Genomic DNA, 16,985 nt, shown 5'->3' with positions numbered 1-16,985 from the left:
CCCCTTACGGATGCGGGTTATCAAATTACCCTGATAATTAACACGGCAACACAATATTACTTTCAGCGAGTAGTCCCATATTGTTATACATAGCGCAAGCCGCATCCACCAAATGCATCGCCAACGCAGCGCCGCTCCCCTCCCCCAAGCGCATGTCCAAATGTAGATAAGGTTCCAGTTGTAAATGTTGCAACGCGATAATTGAGCCTTTCTCTGCCGATAAATGCGAAGGGATCAGGTAATGACGTACATCGGGAGCAATTCGACAAGCGGCCAGCGCCGCCGCGTAAGAAGGGAATCCATCCAGGATCACCGGCAACCCGGCAGAGGCCGCGCCAAGCATTACGCCCGTCATACCCACCAAGTCATAACCACCAACCTTGGCCAATACATCAATGCCATCTCTGGCATCAGGCCGATTGATTTCAATCGCCTGTTGCACAACCGCCACTTTATGATGCAAGCGTTCTCTGGGGAAGTTAGCCCCAACTCCTACAATCTGTTGTGGATCGTTGTCTGTAAAGACGCTGACCACAGCCGCCGCTGGTGTGGTATTCGCCATACCCAATTCCCCCACACCAAACAATTTCACGCCATTTGCAGCCTGTTCCAGCGTCAGGTGTGCGCTTGCCAGCAATAGATCTTCTGCTTGCTGGCGGCTCATTGCCGGTCCTTGAGCAATGTTGCCACTGCCACGTCCCATCTTCATGTTCACTAATCCCGGCACAGGATCACTGTCAATGCCCACATCCACAACTTTCACATCTGCGCCCGCATTCACCGCCAATACGCAAACACCGGTGATCCCTTTCATCATATTCTGCGCATGAATAGCCGTCGCTGACTTAGGCGATATAGTCACGCCTTCGTCATAAACCCCATGATCAGCAACCATCACGATAATCTGCTTACGATCAATATGATGGCCCGATAATCCCCGCATTCCGGCAAGCTGAATCGCCAGATGTTCCAGACGTCCGAAGCTGCCTGTTGGTTTAACCAACCCATTCAATCGAGTTTCAGTACTCGCCATCGCAACATTATCCAACGGCACAATAGCATTAATGATCGATGAAAATGTTTGCATGGTGTTATTTCCGTGTCTCAAGCTGCCAGTCACTCCGGTTATTAAATGTGCGCAAGGTAGTCAATCCATGTTGAATTTCCACTACACTGTACGTTCCCTGTTCAAAATGAAAGTGCCACATAGCAGCAGGCGGCATAGCCAGCAGACGCGCCAGCAACAAGCCCAATACCCCCTGATGAGCGACTAATAACAGATTATGCTGACTTTCTTGTATCAGCAGATGCTGAACCACATTTTCTATCCGGGCCGCAAATGCCGGAAAGGTTTCCCCTCCGGTCGGTGCTGCCTGTTGCCAATCCGCTAACCAAGCAGCCCAAGCTTCGGCGTCTTCATGTTGCAAATCGCGGTGATGGCGCATTTCCCATACGCCAAAATGCATCTCATTGAGTTGCGTATCAATGGTAGCTGACAGCGAATGACCGGCCAGAATAATCTCCGCAGTATGACGCGCCCGCCGTAATGTGCTGCTTATCGCTTGCGAAAATGCCACTGACGATAGATAGCGGGCAACTTGCCGAGCCTGATTTATCCCCGTTTCAGTCAACGCCACATCCGTCATACCACAGAAAACACCACTCAGATTCGCTTCCGTCTGACCGTGCCGAACCAAAAATAGTCGCATTGTTGTTACTCTACCTCAGATGTTTTTTAGAGCAGTTAATTCAGAAACACGTAGATTCAGACTCGTTTTTTAGCATGTTACCCCCATTCATCATAAAATGACTTGCGAATGTGTGTCGTAGTACATGTCTCGCCAGCCTTTTTGCTAGATTGGGAATCATTGATTTAATACCGTTTTGGGTAGCGATTACCCAACGTTCATACTGTTGCGCTTCGGACTTTGTGCCGAAGCACTTACGAATATGCTTGCCCTTGCGGGCGAACATCAGCAAGGTACTGCCCGCTATCCAGTTTGGATACACTCACAAAATGTCTACCAGAAATTTCACCCAAACAAATAACGAGCCACAGCTAATGCCAACCCAGCGGTACCAATTATGGTTGCAGCTAACCACTTCGTCTGTGCACTGATTTCTTTATGTAGATCGCCTTTTGTCGCAAACTCTTCAGATCGAGTTGTTAGCTTGGTTAACTCTATCTTTATTTGCATGACATCTGATTCAAGACGCGCCACTCTTGGCTCTAAACTGCCGCCATCACCGCCATCATTACGGGTAGTATCCATATCATCACCCCCTTTACGTTTAGTACTATTCATATAAGATATATTACTCATCATGAGATCCCTTCTCTTGCTGACTCAACCAATGAAGCACAGATCTGACCTCATGAGTGGTAATATAGCCACAATTATCACAGCTGAGTTTATAATAATAATTAGCATCACTGTCGGTAGGTTGTTCTGGTGCGTGTCTGAAAAAAGTAACAAATGTTTTGCTAACCGATTGCCCATGAAGCAAGTCAGCAACCGCAGCTTTGCTTGTCTCAGCAATAACTTGCTCACCAACACTGTGGCACATCGGGCATATTCGAGTTACTTTCTTCGCGTCCAAGAACTTGAAGAAAGTATCAGCATTTATTGTTTCCAACTTCTTAATAAGTTTGTTTTTGTCTTTCATTTAATCACTACTATAAATGTTTTCGTTTAATGAGTTTCTTAACTTATAAACAAAGGGGAACCACGCTCCCAACGTATGTATATCTTTATACCCGTCGTCTTTCAAGTTGCCTCTTTGTTGGCTGCGCTCACTCACCCCGGTCACATAGTTTGCTATGCTCCCGGGGATTCGCTCCCTTGCCGTCGCGATGCATCTTGAAATCCATAGGGTATATGCCCCGTTTCATAATTTTTTACAGTACGCAAACCCAATCCTAATTCTTTTGCAAATGCAACTTTCGTTAGCCCCTCTGCTTTTCTAATGAGTTTAAGTTTTTCCGCATAACCGTTTGACAAGACTCCCACAGGAGATCATCCTCATGTTGAAACCTCCACCTGGAGACCTTAAAGTACGACGAAATCCAGTTAAATCTGGACGAAATCCGGATAAGGACTTGGGAAGAATAAACTATGCCAGCTAAAAGACCTAAACCTATTGTTATAAAAATGCCCGATTGCCCTGTTGTTTTCTGCCTGCCATACCACCCAACGCTAACGCTTTCAGCATATGCGGAGTTTACAGATCAAACGGTCAGAACCTCCAACAACAAGCCAATGAGCAAAGATTGATACTGACAAAAAAGAAGAAAGGCAGAGAACGTGAAGTAAATATGGTTTTATTATTCCTCTTGGATTTCACAGGAAACTTTATGGATACCAGAACAGCAGAACCTACCACTGTAGGTGAAATGTTGGCTGAAGAGTTTTTGAAACCCTTGAAAATAACTCAACAACAGTTGGCGAATGCGATGGGTGTTTCTCGCAAGGTTATCGGCCAAATTGTGAATAATTCCCGGCGCCTATCCGTTGCAGAAGCCACGCAATTAGCCGGTTTATTTGAAACGGATGAGGATTTTTGGATTAACCTTCAAGCAGCTCATGATCGCTGGGAAAGTCGCCAGATTTCCGCCCGTAAGCATTATGCACCTATTACTGTTATTCTCTCAGCCAGCTAATGATTAGCGTAAGATTAGGGAGTTGGACATTCTGTTAGGAGGTTACTCACAGTAGCGCCAGTAAAAACACCAACTCCCCGACTTCCACTGATGCACCAAGGGTATCACCGGTCTGACCGCCTAAACGGCGGCGCAGATACACCGCCAGCAACCCAATAATCAACAGCGTGATCGCCAATGCCAACACACCAGACCATCGCATCAGTAGAGCAATCAATATTGTCCCACCGAACAATGTCAACACTGTCTGACAACCGTTAACCCGCCCGATATAAAGGTTCCCTAACCCAACGCCTTCACGAGCACAACGCTGGCGGTACATTAACAAGATAATCGCACTCCTGCCCGCCACTGACGCAGCAGTTAAAGCCATCAGCATAGAAGCGCCACGCAGAGATAATTCGCTCACCACCAGCACTTTCGCCAAAATGAGAAAGATCAATGCCAACCCACCATTGGTTCCCAAACGGCTATCACGCATAATCTCTAGCATCCTTTCCCGTTTACGGGCAGAAAATACGCCATCACAGGTATCCGCTAAACCATCAAGATGAAGCGCCCCGGTTAACAACGCCAGCGCTAATACGTAACCCAGTGCCGCCAAAGGCGCACCACTCCAGGGAGCCAGCAAGGTAAAAACCGCCGCTGCAAGCATACCGACAATCAATCCAACCAATGGAAAACTCGCTATGCCACGCACGTAGTGATCGATTTCTAATCCCTGTGTCCAGCGCGATGGTACCGGAATGCGAGTCATAAATTGTAAGGTGGCAAGAAACAAGCGCAGATTCATTTAATTTTTACCTCAATTCCCGATACCATCAAAAATACTTCACTGGCAGCCGCCGCCAGCCGCTGGTTAACCCTTCCGGCAATATCGCGGAAATGGCGAGCCAGACGGTTCTCCGGCACAATGCCCATTCCCAGTTCGTTAGTGACCAGATATATCGGGGAAGTCATGCAAGTACAAGCTACTAGCAGATCGCTAATTTGCTGCTGAATTCCCACCTCCAATACCGCAAAATCCATTTGTTCAGGTGGCGTCTCTCCGGCTTGCTCAAATAATAGGTTGGTAATTAAGGTGGTGATACATTCTAAGATAACTGCTTCTCCCGGTCGGGTTTGCGTCGAGATAACCGCACCGAGATCGCGATAGCCCTCCCATATACGCCAATGAGCCGGACGACTTTCGCGGTGCAGTCGTATACGTTCAGCCATTTCACTGTCTGTCACTACGGCAGTCGCAATATACAACACCTGTTCACTCGCTTGTGCCGCCAGCCTCTCCGCCAGCACACTTTTACCACTACGCGCCCCGCCAGTGATCAAAATCACGGAGCTGAACCTTGTCGATGGGTTTTCATACACTGATAAATCCGTTCTATATCCAGATGTTCGCGCATGGCTTTCGCCAGAAGGTCAAACTGAGTCTGTTTGTAGTGGGTATAATCCAGTATTTCCCCTTGGTAAGCCGCCAATCCTTTGCGCTGACGCAAAGCGTTAAGCAGAGCGCGGGTAAAATTAGCGCTATCAAATAAACCATGAATATAACTGCCCATCACACTGCCCTGTCGATTAACCGCCCCATCACACCAACCACCGGACTGGCCGTTACGCTCGGTAATACAAGCAAACGGGGTTGCATCTGCTCCCAGTATCGAGTTGCCCATATGAATTTCATAACCGCGAATAGGCTGATCAATGCAGTCTGACAGCAAGCCCGGCAATGCTGACAAGCTCTTACCGTTTACCCTAGTCGTTACTTTTTCGTGGGCAAAGCGGGTTTCCATATCCAGCAATCCAAGGCCCTCCATCTGTTCAATACCCGATTCCACGCCATCAATGATCCGTTTCCCCAACATTTGATAACCACCGCAGATACCGATAACCGGAATACCCGCCTGATGTGCCGTTAACAAGGCATCCGCTAACCCGTTCTGCCTCAACCATTGCAAATCTCCCAACGTGTTTTTGCTACCGGGCAAGATAATCAGATCTGACGGCTGCAACGCTGATGGTTGAGTTACATAACGCAAACGAACATCCGGTTGCACCGCCAGCGCGTTAAAGTCAGTAAAATTAGCAATATGGGGCAAACGAATCACAGCAATATCTAGCGCCTTTTCTGTCGCGCCATCATATTTGCCGGTTTGTAGCGCTACGCCGTCTTCATCTTCCAGATCAATATTCAACCAAGGCATGACTCCCAATACCGGCACTCCGGTCAAGGCTTCAATCTGTTCAATACCCGGCTGGAGCAAACTGATATCACCTCGGAATTTATTGATGATCACCCCTTTTACCCGCGCTTTCTCCTCCGGGCGTAGTAGCGCCAACGTGCCATAGATGGCCGCAAATACACCGCCGCGATCGATATCCGCTACCAACAGCACAGGAGCATCCACCATCTCCGCCATCCCCATATTGACTATATCTCGATCTCGCAGATTGATTTCAGCCGGGCTGCCAGCACCTTCTAGCACAATGACGTCATATTCACGGGCCAGACTGTGAAAAACCTCACAAATTTGCTGCTGTAAACTGGGCTTGTATTGGTGATACTCCACCGCATTCATGCTACAGGCCACTTTTCCCATCAACACAACTTGAGCTTTACGCTCGCTGGTGGGTTTTAGCAATACTGGGTTCATCCGTACGTCAGGCTCAATACCTGCCGCCTCTGCCTGAAAAATCTGCGCCCTTCCCATCTCTTCACCGTTAATAGTGATACCAGAATTCAGCGCCATATTCTGTGATTTAAACGGTGCGCAGCGATAACCATCTTGAACAAAGATACGGCACAATCCCGCAACCAATACACTTTTCCCAACATCAGATGCCGTACCCTGCAACATTAAAGACAAGCCCATCATGCTATCTCCTTTATATTGGTGTAGTAGAGCAAAAAGCGGCTCCTCAGTTTTATACCCGTCATCTTTCAAGTTGCCTCTTTGTTGGTTGCGCTCGCTCACCACGGTCACATAGTTATCTATGCTCCCGGGGATTCACTCCCTTGCCGCCGCGATCCATCTTGAAATTTATAGGGTATATACCGCAGCGCTCTTAATTCGCAATCACCCTTTATCTGATGGAAAGGGTTGACCCGGCGATCAACTGTCTCCAATTCGTCAATATTCGCCGCCATTGCCAACCCAATGAATATTTTTTGCTGCCATAACCAGCACTTATTTCTCAGTATGCCACTGTTTATTCACTAAAATGGTGGAGAAATAAGGTAATTTCTGATCGGCGTCCACCTGATCCAAACGGCGCCAGCATTGCTCACTTGGCAATGTCGCATCCGCCATTAATAGGGCATGTTCAAACAAATTCAGGCGTGCCAACAACGCACTCACAGTGGCAAAACGGTTATAAACTTTCATCAGCACCACGCAATCATGTGTTTGCAGCGCCTGCTCCAGCTCGGCTTCCGGCGCAGTACAAGACATTATCGCCATTGATTGCTGTTCCATCGCCAGTGGCAGTACGGTACGCGCGGCAATCGCGGCAAAAGAGGTGATACCTGGGACAATTTCCAGCCACTCCTGCCGACCAATTCGCGCCAGTAAAAAGACCCAAGTACTGAATAACATGGCATCACCAAGGGTAATAAAACCGACTTGCTGCCCTTTTGCGACTTCATCTTGTAGTTGTTGCGCCACTTCATCCCATACTGCCTGTTTCTCTTCGCCATTACTGTTCATCGGAAAATGGCAGGTACGAATTTCCGTGTGGGGCAACAGGTATTCACGCACAATGGAGAGCGCCAGACTATCTCCCCCTTTACGCCCTGCGGGGGCATAAAGCACATCAAGGCGAGCGAGTATTCGAGCTGCACGTACGGTAACTAAATCACTGGCGCCCGGACCAACGCCTATAGCATAAAGTCTTCCATTCATCACACCACCTCCTGTTGTTCTGCCTGTAATGCGTCCGCCAGGTGTTGAACGAACATCTGGCGAATCAACGGATTTTCACCTAATCCCTGTAACCAAGATTGGGTTTTGATCCCAACAGCTTCCAGTTGAGAACGCCACGAATCCGGCTCGTCTGATGCCATGTCGTTAATCGCATGATCGCCGGCCACTATCATTAATGGCATCAAATGTACTTTACGCACCGCCTGATGCCGCAAGCGAATAATGATCTGGTCGATTTCCGGGTAGCTCTCCACCGCGCCAACCAACGCCGGGAAATTATGTGCGCTCATAAGATGATCAAGGCACGCATAGGCAGAAAAGGCATGATGGGTTGCGCCATGCCCCATAAACACCACGCGTTCATCCTCAGCTAACGGCGGCATCTGACTTTTCAGGGCAACAAGCAGTTGTTGATAATCGGCAAAGCTGTTAAGCAGCGGTGTACCTACTACTAATCGTTGGAAATGATCGCTAAAGGAACGCATTTCATTGACGATCTTTTCATATTCGTCACCATTGATGACATGCAGGGATTGAATAGCGACATCCTGATACCCCTCATTGACCAAACGCTCCAACGCCTGACGTGGATTATCCACCTGTAGGCCATCACGTCTTTTTAATTTACGGATGATCATCTCTGAGGTGAATGCACGATACAGATCACGATCACGGTAAGCCGCTGCCAGTTGTTGTTCACAGACATCAATATTCTTTTGTCGGGTTTGATGATAGCTGGTACCAAAACTGATGATTAATAGTGCTTTTTTCATTTTATTGCCCTCATTATTCCTGCCAATTGGCTAGGTGTTGGACAAACTCATCCAGCGAACTAATCTGCTCTCCGTCATCTCCCGGTAAAGTCGGTGTAGGTCGGCACACCACAATACAGGGAATATTAAGTGCCAAGCAGGGAGCGACTTTCTGTTGATATCCCCCCTCGGCCCCAGACTCTTTTGTGATCACCACATCAGGGTGACAAAATTCATACACTGCATGATTGAATTCAGCCGTAAATGGCCCGCGCAACGCGATAATATGATCAACCCCCAATCCTAACGCTTCACACTGAATCAACACCTCGGCGGTCGGCAATACCCGTACCAACAACGTTTTTCCCGGTAGTAAACGCTGATATAGCTCCAGTTGCTTACTGCCGGTGGTCAGCAAGATCCGTTGCCCTAGTGTCCGGGCAACGTCGCAAGCCGCCTCTATACTATTCACTTTGTGCAACAGTGGATGGCTCAGTAAGTCAATCTCACTGGGCCGCTGATAACGAGTAAGCCGCAGTGACAAACGACGACAAGCTGTAATCACGTTTCGGCTTAGTGCATCTGCGTAAGGATGGGAAGCATCAATCACCCAACGTACCTTATGCCGATCAAAGTAATCCACCATCGCCTCGGCATCCATTCGCCCCACCACCACATCTCCCCGAATATCACCCGCCAGTTGTCTCCCTGCATCAGTCGCGACAGAGAGCCGATAACGTGCCCCTGCTGCGTCTAGCGCCTGACAGAGCAACCGGGCATCACTGGTTCCGCCAAAAACATGGATAGCCGGATGGCTCATAATTCATACCCCCGCGGCGTGATCATCAATCCGTCACGGCAATAGGTCGTTTGATTGCCAACGATCACCAAACTGGTCATATCCACCGGGGAGAAATCCATCTCGCCAAACGTGGTAATCCATTTATCCTGTTTTTTACGTCCCGCCGCTTTTACTACGCCAACCGGCGTCTGTGCTGCTTTCCACGGCCGCATAAGTTCAAATGCTTTGGCAAGATGCCCTTCCCGGCCACGGCTACGTGGGTTATAGAAGCAAATAACAAAATCCGCTTGCGCGGCGGCAATAACACGTTTCTCAATCATCGGCCACGGCGTTAGCAAATCACTTAAACTGATATGACAAAAATCATGCATCAATGGCGCGCCCAACAACGACGCCGCGGCAATACTGGCGGTGATCCCGGCGACCAACCTAACTTCAAGATCACATTGTTGCTGGCAAACCAATTCCAGCACTAAACCCGCCATGCCATAAATTCCTGCATCACCACTGCTGATCAAAGCGACTTTACGGCCGGACAACGCCAGATCGATCGCTCTCTGGCAGCGTTCAATCTCCTTGCACATCCCGGTCTTAATCACTTCTTTATCCATCGTTAGATGTTTAACCAAATGGGTGTAGGTTTTATAGCCGACAATAATTTCAGCTTCGCGGATCGCCTCAATGGCCTCCTGCGTCATCATGGATTCATTGCCTGGTCCAATACCGATTACCGTTAACATGATTGTGATACCCCCAAAGTGATAGTGACGCCCTGCTGACGCAAGGTCCGACCAACCAATTTTCCTTCGCTCATCAACCAGGCGACAGGTTGTGAAACACTGCCAATTCCTATCGTCTGGCGGACAAAATCGGAAGCAGGAAAGCGTTGCTCATGAAGACTTAATTCATTAACACTGAACAACTCAAACGGTACGCGCCAACGCTGTGCAAGTTGATTCAGCGCCGGTTCATCCTTTTTAATGACAACACTGCCGATGGCCCGCAACGCCATCAGATCGAAATGGTTTTCCGCCATCTGTTGCTGCAATAGCTCAATCACTGTTTGCAATGGCGTATCCCGGCGACAACCAATCCCGGCCACCACTCGTTTCGGCACCAGTTTGTAAACCGGCAGAGACAATCCCGGCAGAGACAATTCCGGCAACGAATCTCGCAATGTGATACACACCAGCGCATCCAGTTCTGGCAATTCCTCCAGACTCGCTACCGGGACAAAACCCCGGGTATCACACTGCTCACGTTCGTTAAGTAGTGGCTCATCCCACCACAACCCCACTTTTTGACCACTGACCAACATTTGATTTATCACCTTCACCACGTGGCGAAAATCCTGCATATCGGCATCTAATTGAGTGGCAAGGGTGTCTAACGCCGCCATCCCATTAACATCCGTGGCAGTTGTAATCACCGGATCAGCCCCCAATAACGCCGCCAAATGGTGAGTCAACGCGTTAGCCCCACCCACATGACCGGATAACAGACTGATAACATGCTGACCACCTTCATCAATCACCACCACAGCGGGATCATGCATTTTGTCGTTTATGATTGGCGCAAGCATGCGTACCGTGATGCCAAGCGCAGCCACCACCACCAGCGCCGAATAACATTTAAATGCTTCGCGCAACGTGTCGCCAAAGCTGCCATTAAAAGGCGTAAACCCCGGCTCCAACAACTTTTCGCTGGTAAAACAGGTCAGAGGAAGATGAGCTTGCAACCGATGTACCAGTCTGACCCCTCCCGGCGTCAGACAGAACACCGCAATCGACTCATGCCCGGCGATATTCATGGCTAAACCCCGCATCGTAAAGCTTGGAATAGTGGTACTCTTCTCCCAAAAAAGCACCGACCAGAATCAAAGCGGTTTTACGAATACCCGCTGCCTGTACTTTTTCAGCAATATCAGCCAGCGTACCACGTACAGTAAGCGTGTCAGCCCAGGTCGCTTTGTATATCACCGCGACCGGCGTCGTTGCCGGATAGCCACCAGCTTGAAGACGCGCAGCCACATGTCTCATTTTCTGTACAGAAAGATAAATCGCCATTGACGTTTGATGAGCGGCGAAGGATTCCAGTTGTTCGAGCGGCGGCACCGGTGTACGCCCTTCAATCCGGGTAATGATCAAGCTTTGCGCCACTTCCGGTACGGTGTACTCCACCCCTAATTGCGCTGCCGCCCCAAGGAAAGCACTGACACCCGGTATCGAGACAAAACTAATGCCCGCATCGGTCAACGCTTCCCCTTGTTCGCGTATAGAACCGTACAACGAGAGATCGCCGGTTTGCAGCCGCACCACCAGCTTACCCGCACGTACACCCTCAACCATCAGCGCAACAATCTGTTCCAGCGTCAGACCGGCGCTATCATGACACTCAGCCTCTGGCGGGCAATAATCCAACAGTTCGGTATTAATCAATGAACCGGCATAAATCACCACCTGTGCCTGTTGCAGCAAACGGTAGCCTTTTAAGGTGATCAACTCCTTATCACCCGGCCCAGCCCCGACAAACCACACTTTTCTGGGATCAAAATATTCAGACATCGATCTTCTCCTTGTAACAGGAAATTAGATAAGTCGGATTATTCGGTTTGAAATAGTGACCCGTACCCAAGGTCGCTAGAGTAGATGCTTGTAGCTGTATGCACTCCAATTGACTGATCTGACAGGTCCGCAAATGTTCCAGTGCATCATTCAGGTTATTCAGCAAAATGAAAGTCAGTACCAGACGGCCACCGGGGTGCATGTGATCCAGCGCCCAGTCGATCAAAGCGGTCAATTGCCCGCCACTTCCGCCAATAAACACCGCATCGGCCATAACATCCAATGCTAATGGGGCTTCTCCAGCAATGATCTCCACATTATGACAACCTAGCCGCTGACGATTCTCCCCAATCAAGGCTAGTGCCGCCGGGTTGCGTTCAATAGCAGTAACAGTCAGCGCCGGGAAGCGTAACGCCGCCTCCAATGCCACACTGCCTGTACCCGCTCCCACATCAATCAATTGGCTGGTATCGCTGAGTTCCAGCCGCTCCAGCGCCAATGCACGTACAGGTTCTTTAGTCATTGGCACTTTCTGTCCGCGTAAAAATTCATCATCTCTCATTTAGGATCACCACCACATTCATGTCATAGTCAGTCGCCACCGCTTCCGGCCGCAGACGGTGAATACGCTCATTAGGCAAAGAGAGGTTTTCACCAATAATCAATGTACGGCTCAGGCCACGCTCAATAATGGCCTCCGCAATTGCCCGCGGGCCGACGCGCCCATCAGTTACCATGCCTACTTTGTCGTGTTGCAGAAGCCAACCAAAATCCGGGGCTCGCCCGTGACTGCTGGTTAGATAGATATCGTTCATATCCAGCGCAGCTTTGGCACACAGATACTGAATTGAACTGATACCCGGAATGATGCGCAGATCATCTGCGGTAAAATATTCAGACAATAATTTGCCAATGCCATATAACAGCGGATCACCAGACGCTAACACCACAATCTGGCGTGTACTGTTGTTCTGGAGCCAAACCAACAAACTGGCAAGATCAGCATCCAGTACACGTGTTTCGTGAGTGACACCGCTAAATATCTCCAGGTGACGCCTTCCACCAACCAATACCTCCGCCTCAGTGATATAGCGCTGTGCCTGCGGTATCAGATACGCAGTATCGCCAGGACCAATTCCCACTACGGTGATCATCGCATTGCCTCCAAAATGTCATTCAATGGACGACTAGTGCCAAGTATCTGATTATCAAAAGAGAACATAATGGCATCACAGCACGGTGGGTTAACCGCAAAACGCAACATCTCACGCATTCGCTCACAAATACGTTCGGCAATACGGTCATAAACCGCTTGCAAGCCGTGTTCTGCGATCAGTTCCATTGCAGCTTCCGTGGTATCGCAGTGACTCACCTCTAACAGCAATTCCTGCGACGCTCCCATCAGTGCCAGATAAGCAATCAACGTTTCCATGCGGCCATCAGCAATATGGCTGTGAGTATGGAAAATACCTGCGGCCACTTTCACCAGTTTGCCGGGATGCCCTACCAACATAATATGGCGGAACCCAAGCCGTACCGCCTCCTGCAACATGTAACCAACGAAGTTACTCATAGTCACCACTAGCTGACCATCAAGCCCCAATTGTTCACGCACAAAACGCTCACCGTGATTGCCCGGCACCAGAATGACCTTTTCAGCCCCCGCCGAACGCTTCATTTCCAGTTCTATCGCCAAAGAACGCTTCCAACTCTCTTCCGACATTGGCGTGACGATACCGGTGGTGCCAATGATGGAAATGCCGCCCAGTATTCCCAATCGCCCGTTGTAAGTTTTCTTTGCCCGCTCTTCACCTTCCGGTGCGAAAATTTCCACCTCCGCGCCCCGTAAAGGGCCGATGGCCTCCCGTACTGCTGCCTCAATGGTTTGACGTGGTGTACGATTAATCGCAGAGCTGCCTACCGGTAATCCGACGCCTTTGCGAGTAACCGTACCCACACCTTCCCCACCACGCAGATGGATCTCACCGTGATCGCATAGAGTGACACGGGCAAAAATCAGCATGCCATGCGTCGCATCTACATCGTCGCCACCATCTTTACGAATAGCGGCAGTCGCCTGTTGGCCTTCAATCAGCGGCTGTTCAACGTTAAGACGTAGTGTCACACCAGAAGGTGTCACAATAGAAACATGATCAATAACTTGCTGACGCAGCACCATTAATGCGGCAACCTTGGCGGCAGCGGTAGCACAGGAACCGGTGGTATAACCTTTGCGATACTGCTTACCGTTATGCCAGATAGTGTCTAGTTGCATAGTGTTTAATTGAACAGTGTCACTCATGGCGCCTCCCGCAATCGGTACAGAATGGCGTTGATAATCGCCGCCGCGATATTACTTCCCCCTTTACGGCCTGAGGCGGCGATACAAGGCAGTTCACTTTGCATCAACGCGGCTTTCGATTCCGCCGCACCGACAAAACCGACAGGCACTCCAACCACCGCCAATGGCGAAGCCTGCCTTTCCAGCAAACGGAACAGCGCGGTTGGAGCATTACCGAACACGAAGATTTTGTCGCCTTTTTCATCCAGTGCGACATCTATCGCGGCCATAGAACGCGTAATACCCTGCGCTTTCGCCATCGCAACTACACGCGGATCACTGATATAGCAGCGGCATTCACACCCCATCTGATGTAACAGTGCTTTATTAATACCGGACTGAGCCATCGTAGTATCGGTATATAAGATGCATCCCCGACGCAATGCCTCAGTCATGCGGGCCAGCACACCCGGCGAGAACCATAAAATATCCAACCAGTCAAAATCTGCGGTGGTATGGATCACCCGTTTAATTACCGCTTCTTGCATCTCATCAACAAAACGATAATCGGGGCGTTCGCTGGCAATAATATCGCCAATGATTGCAAAGCTATTCTGTTCAATTTGCTGAGGTTTCTGGAGGTAGTTCATATTGTTTGCCCTTTTCTAAGCCATTCCGACCAACAGTAAACGCAACAGCGCAAACAATAGTAAGGCCAGTTGCGAAGCTATCATCATCAAATAGATACTGCGCGGGATATCCATCAGCGAGATTTCACGGCGCTCATCACCAATCCAGGGTTTATCTACTCGTTCACCAAAATAACAATTCGGACCACCAAGGCGGATACCCAACGCTCCCGCAACCGTCGCTTCCGGCCAGCCACAGTTAGGACTGGCATGCTGATAACGATCACGCCAGCCAATACGCAGTGCCTGGCGAAAATCAAGCCGGATGAACCAGGCTGCCGCACTCAATAACAGCCAACTCAACCGCGCCGGTAACCAATTCGCCAGATCATCCATGCGAGCAGAAACATACCCAATAGCGCGGTATTCCTGGGTTTTATACCCCACCATTGAATCAAGGGTGTTAACCGCTTTATAAGCCATTGCCAACGGCGCACCACCAATCATCAAAAAAAACAGCGGAGCAATAACCCCATCAACGCTGTTTTCCGCCACCGTTTCCACTACTGCGCGCGTGATTTGCGGTGCATCCAGTTGAGAAGTATCCCGCCCGACAATCCGTGACAATTGCTGGCGACTCTCATCCAAAGAGCCATGCCTCAATACGCTATGCACCTCTAGCGCGGTGTCACTCAGACAACGGCCAGCCAACAGGGTATAAATCACCCACACTTCGACCAGCCAGCCGATCCAAGGATGAATGGAGTACATCAGCCACAAGCATCCCCAACTCACCAACAAGGTCAGCCCAACAACCACTATCCATAGCCCTGCTCCACCAACCTTCAATGCACGTTCACTGTGACAGCAACGCCGAACCGCCCGTTGTACCAGTGAAATCAGCTTACCAATCCAACGCACCGGATGAGGCCAATGTGGCGGATCACCTAACCAGCTATCGAGCAAGAAAGCAGCAAACCAGGCAGCAAGTGTCACAACAGCCTCCTTGCAGACCTCAACCAGCGATCAAGCAAACTAGGACGCTGAGCAAAATGGATATGAAGATAACTGGCCAGTGTTTGTTGTACCTGATAGCCTCCGGCCCATTGCTGTATTGCCATCCCGTCACGCCATTTAGTACAGTCAAAGACGGAAGGCACTGAGCTAATAAAATCAGAATAATGAAACTCGTGGCCCCGTAAAATCTCACCTTCCGCAGCCAGCAAAGTGTCAAAACGGGCCTGAGCCTGACAGTAACCAAAGCGCATCAATCGCGTCCCCATATGGCTTTCCCCCGGCAGAATACCGGCCATCTGGTGGCTCGCCCCCTCCCCGTCGGTCAATGATTTGCCAAGGTACATCAGGCCACCACATTCAGCATAAATGGGAACTTGACGATAATGAGCATCCTGTAAAGCTTCCCGCATGGCTCTATTGGCGGCCAACTTAGCGGCATAGATTTCAGGATAACCACCACCGAGATAAATCATCTGACAATCGGGTAAACGGCGATCATGCAGTGGACTAAAACGCTGAATACGTACCCCCACCCGCTCCAACATCTCCAGATTATCTGGGTAATAAAAATTAAAGGCTTCATCATCTGCCAACGCTAACGTCAAGCCATCAGCCAATGCGGGATCAGGCAATAATGGCGTCTCACCTGCCGGTAAAGCAGGACAGTCACAAAGCGCCAACAGACGATCAAGATTGATATACATCTCCACCTGTTGAGCCAACCGCTGCCAGCGAGCATCATTGTCAATCTGCTCTTGGGCAGGAATCAGGCCAAGATGACGAGACGGTAACGACACATCCTTCATCACGGGTAAACGCCCTAACACCGGAACACCACAATAATGTTCAATCGCGTGACGAATAAGTTCGAAATGATTTTCAGAATTGACGCGGTTAACAATGACGCCCGCAATCGTTAAAGAGGGATCAAAACGACAAAAACCCAGTACAGTCGCGGCAACAGAAGTAGATACAGCCTTACCGTCTACCAACAAAATCACCGGACATCCCAACTGTTTAGCCATTGCAGCGCTACTACAATAGTTTGGGTTAGTACCATAACCATCATACAACCCCATCACACCCTCAATGACCGCGACATCAGCATGACGCATATGCTCATTATAAAGACCATTAAGGGTCGCGGGCGGCAGCATAAATGCATCAAGATTACGAGATGCTACGCCACATACAGAGCTGTGCCAGCCGCTGTCCAGATAATCCGGCCCCACTTTAAACGGCTGGACAGCCAACCCTCTCAACATCAATGCCCGCAAAATGCCAAGGGTAACCGTAGTCTTACCACAGCCACTACCGGTACCGGCGATAACAAATGCCTTCCTGCCTGACCATTGCATA

Annotated in this window: 21 protein-coding genes; 1 reads left to right on the top strand and 20 read right to left on the bottom strand. The window is 49.6% G+C overall.

Annotation, left to right across the window (positions count from 1 at the left end; all coding sequences use genetic code 11):
• Positions 1-37: 37 nt before the first annotated feature.
• From cobT to EAE93_RS13520, 5 genes are all read right to left on the bottom strand, one after another.
• The gene (gene cobT, locus EAE93_RS13540) at positions 38-1,087 is read right to left on the bottom strand and encodes a nicotinate-nucleotide--dimethylbenzimidazole phosphoribosyltransferase (protein ID WP_036814488.1); all 1,050 of its coding nucleotides are present in this window, start codon (positions 1,085-1,087) and stop codon (positions 38-40) included.
• Positions 1,088-1,091: 4 nt separating this feature from the next.
• Positions 1,092-1,709 (bottom strand): adenosylcobalamin/alpha-ribazole phosphatase, encoded by a 618-nt coding sequence (locus EAE93_RS13535; RefSeq protein ID WP_036814490.1) that lies wholly within the window; start codon positions 1,707-1,709, stop codon positions 1,092-1,094.
• A gap of 324 nt (positions 1,710-2,033) precedes the next feature.
• Positions 2,034-2,324, bottom strand: a complete 291-nt coding sequence (locus EAE93_RS13530) for a hypothetical protein (RefSeq protein WP_052105928.1) — start codon at positions 2,322-2,324, stop codon at positions 2,034-2,036.
• The gene (locus tag EAE93_RS13525) at positions 2,317-2,667 is read right to left on the bottom strand and encodes a hypothetical protein (RefSeq protein WP_036814493.1); all 351 of its coding nucleotides are present in this window, start codon (positions 2,665-2,667) and stop codon (positions 2,317-2,319) included. The genes EAE93_RS13530 and EAE93_RS13525 overlap by 8 nt, the downstream gene beginning before the upstream one ends.
• Before the next feature lie 152 nt (positions 2,668-2,819).
• Positions 2,820-3,011 carry a helix-turn-helix domain-containing protein gene (locus EAE93_RS13520; RefSeq protein ID WP_229000625.1) on the bottom strand — a complete coding sequence of 64 codons (192 nt, stop codon included), beginning with the start codon at positions 3,009-3,011 and terminating at the stop codon, positions 2,820-2,822.
• Between the two features lie 344 nt (positions 3,012-3,355).
• Here EAE93_RS13520 and EAE93_RS13515 point away from each other — a divergent pair, with 344 nt between their 5' ends.
• Positions 3,356-3,661: a HigA family addiction module antitoxin gene (locus EAE93_RS13515; RefSeq protein ID WP_036814880.1), complete on the top strand. Its 306-nt coding sequence runs from the start codon at positions 3,356-3,358 to the stop codon at positions 3,659-3,661.
• 46 nt (positions 3,662-3,707) lie between these two features.
• On the opposite strand, the gene cobS is transcribed toward EAE93_RS13515, so the two are convergent.
• The 15 genes from cobS to EAE93_RS13440 form a co-directional block, all read right to left on the bottom strand.
• The gene (cobS, locus tag EAE93_RS13510; RefSeq protein ID WP_036814882.1) at positions 3,708-4,454 is read right to left on the bottom strand and encodes an adenosylcobinamide-GDP ribazoletransferase; all 747 of its coding nucleotides are present in this window, start codon (positions 4,452-4,454) and stop codon (positions 3,708-3,710) included.
• On the bottom strand, positions 4,451-4,996 hold the full coding sequence (gene cobU / locus EAE93_RS13505; protein ID WP_036814883.1) for a bifunctional adenosylcobinamide kinase/adenosylcobinamide-phosphate guanylyltransferase: 546 nt from the start codon (positions 4,994-4,996) through the stop codon (positions 4,451-4,453). The genes cobS and cobU overlap by 4 nt, the downstream gene beginning before the upstream one ends.
• Positions 4,993-6,531 carry a cobyric acid synthase gene (locus tag EAE93_RS13500; RefSeq protein WP_214039907.1) on the bottom strand — a complete coding sequence of 513 codons (1,539 nt, stop codon included), beginning with the start codon at positions 6,529-6,531 and terminating at the stop codon, positions 4,993-4,995. The genes cobU and EAE93_RS13500 overlap by 4 nt, the downstream gene beginning before the upstream one ends.
• 315 nt (positions 6,532-6,846) lie before the next feature.
• A complete protein-coding gene (locus EAE93_RS13495) occupies positions 6,847-7,560 on the bottom strand; it encodes a cobalt-factor II C(20)-methyltransferase (RefSeq protein ID WP_214039877.1) in 714 nt (237 codons plus the stop codon).
• The gene (cbiK, locus tag EAE93_RS13490; protein WP_113026387.1) at positions 7,560-8,354 is read right to left on the bottom strand and encodes a sirohydrochlorin cobaltochelatase; all 795 of its coding nucleotides are present in this window, start codon (positions 8,352-8,354) and stop codon (positions 7,560-7,562) included. The genes EAE93_RS13495 and cbiK overlap by 1 nt, the downstream gene beginning before the upstream one ends.
• 13 nt (positions 8,355-8,367) lie before the next feature.
• Positions 8,368-9,153 (bottom strand): cobalt-precorrin-6A reductase, encoded by a 786-nt coding sequence (locus EAE93_RS13485; RefSeq protein WP_036814887.1) that lies wholly within the window; start codon positions 9,151-9,153, stop codon positions 8,368-8,370.
• Complete coding sequence (locus tag EAE93_RS13480; RefSeq protein ID WP_036777387.1) at positions 9,150-9,875, bottom strand: precorrin-3B C(17)-methyltransferase; 726 nt, start codon at positions 9,873-9,875, stop codon at positions 9,150-9,152. Before EAE93_RS13480 ends, EAE93_RS13485 begins: the two co-directional genes overlap by 4 nt.
• A complete protein-coding gene (gene cbiG, locus EAE93_RS13475; RefSeq protein ID WP_214039876.1) occupies positions 9,869-10,945 on the bottom strand; it encodes a cobalt-precorrin 5A hydrolase in 1,077 nt (358 codons plus the stop codon). The genes EAE93_RS13480 and cbiG overlap by 7 nt, the downstream gene beginning before the upstream one ends.
• Complete coding sequence (locus EAE93_RS13470) at positions 10,926-11,699, bottom strand: cobalt-precorrin-4 methyltransferase (RefSeq protein ID WP_214039875.1); 774 nt, start codon at positions 11,697-11,699, stop codon at positions 10,926-10,928. Before EAE93_RS13470 ends, cbiG begins: the two co-directional genes overlap by 20 nt.
• The gene (locus EAE93_RS13465; protein WP_065388736.1) at positions 11,692-12,261 is read right to left on the bottom strand and encodes a decarboxylating cobalt-precorrin-6B (C(15))-methyltransferase; all 570 of its coding nucleotides are present in this window, start codon (positions 12,259-12,261) and stop codon (positions 11,692-11,694) included. The genes EAE93_RS13470 and EAE93_RS13465 overlap by 8 nt, the downstream gene beginning before the upstream one ends.
• Positions 12,251-12,853, bottom strand: a complete 603-nt coding sequence (locus tag EAE93_RS13460; protein WP_214039874.1) for a cobalt-precorrin-7 (C(5))-methyltransferase — start codon at positions 12,851-12,853, stop codon at positions 12,251-12,253. Before EAE93_RS13460 ends, EAE93_RS13465 begins: the two co-directional genes overlap by 11 nt.
• The gene (cbiD, locus tag EAE93_RS13455) at positions 12,850-14,001 is read right to left on the bottom strand and encodes a cobalt-precorrin-5B (C(1))-methyltransferase CbiD (protein ID WP_214039873.1); all 1,152 of its coding nucleotides are present in this window, start codon (positions 13,999-14,001) and stop codon (positions 12,850-12,852) included. Before cbiD ends, EAE93_RS13460 begins: the two co-directional genes overlap by 4 nt.
• Positions 13,998-14,630: a cobalt-precorrin-8 methylmutase gene (locus tag EAE93_RS13450; protein WP_214039872.1), complete on the bottom strand. Its 633-nt coding sequence runs from the start codon at positions 14,628-14,630 to the stop codon at positions 13,998-14,000. Before EAE93_RS13450 ends, cbiD begins: the two co-directional genes overlap by 4 nt.
• 15 nt (positions 14,631-14,645) lie before the next feature.
• Positions 14,646-15,605: an adenosylcobinamide-phosphate synthase CbiB gene (gene cbiB / locus EAE93_RS13445; RefSeq protein WP_214039871.1), complete on the bottom strand. Its 960-nt coding sequence runs from the start codon at positions 15,603-15,605 to the stop codon at positions 14,646-14,648.
• Complete coding sequence (locus tag EAE93_RS13440) at positions 15,602-16,984, bottom strand: cobyrinate a,c-diamide synthase (protein WP_214039870.1); 1,383 nt, start codon at positions 16,982-16,984, stop codon at positions 15,602-15,604. Before EAE93_RS13440 ends, cbiB begins: the two co-directional genes overlap by 4 nt.
• Position 16,985: the final 1 nt, after the last annotated feature.

The organism is Photorhabdus akhurstii (assembly GCF_018448925.1).
GTDB lineage: Bacteria > Pseudomonadota > Gammaproteobacteria > Enterobacterales > Enterobacteriaceae > Photorhabdus > Photorhabdus akhurstii.
Note: the sequence above shows the minus strand (reverse complement) of the source record. Positions and strands in the feature narration are given on the sequence as shown.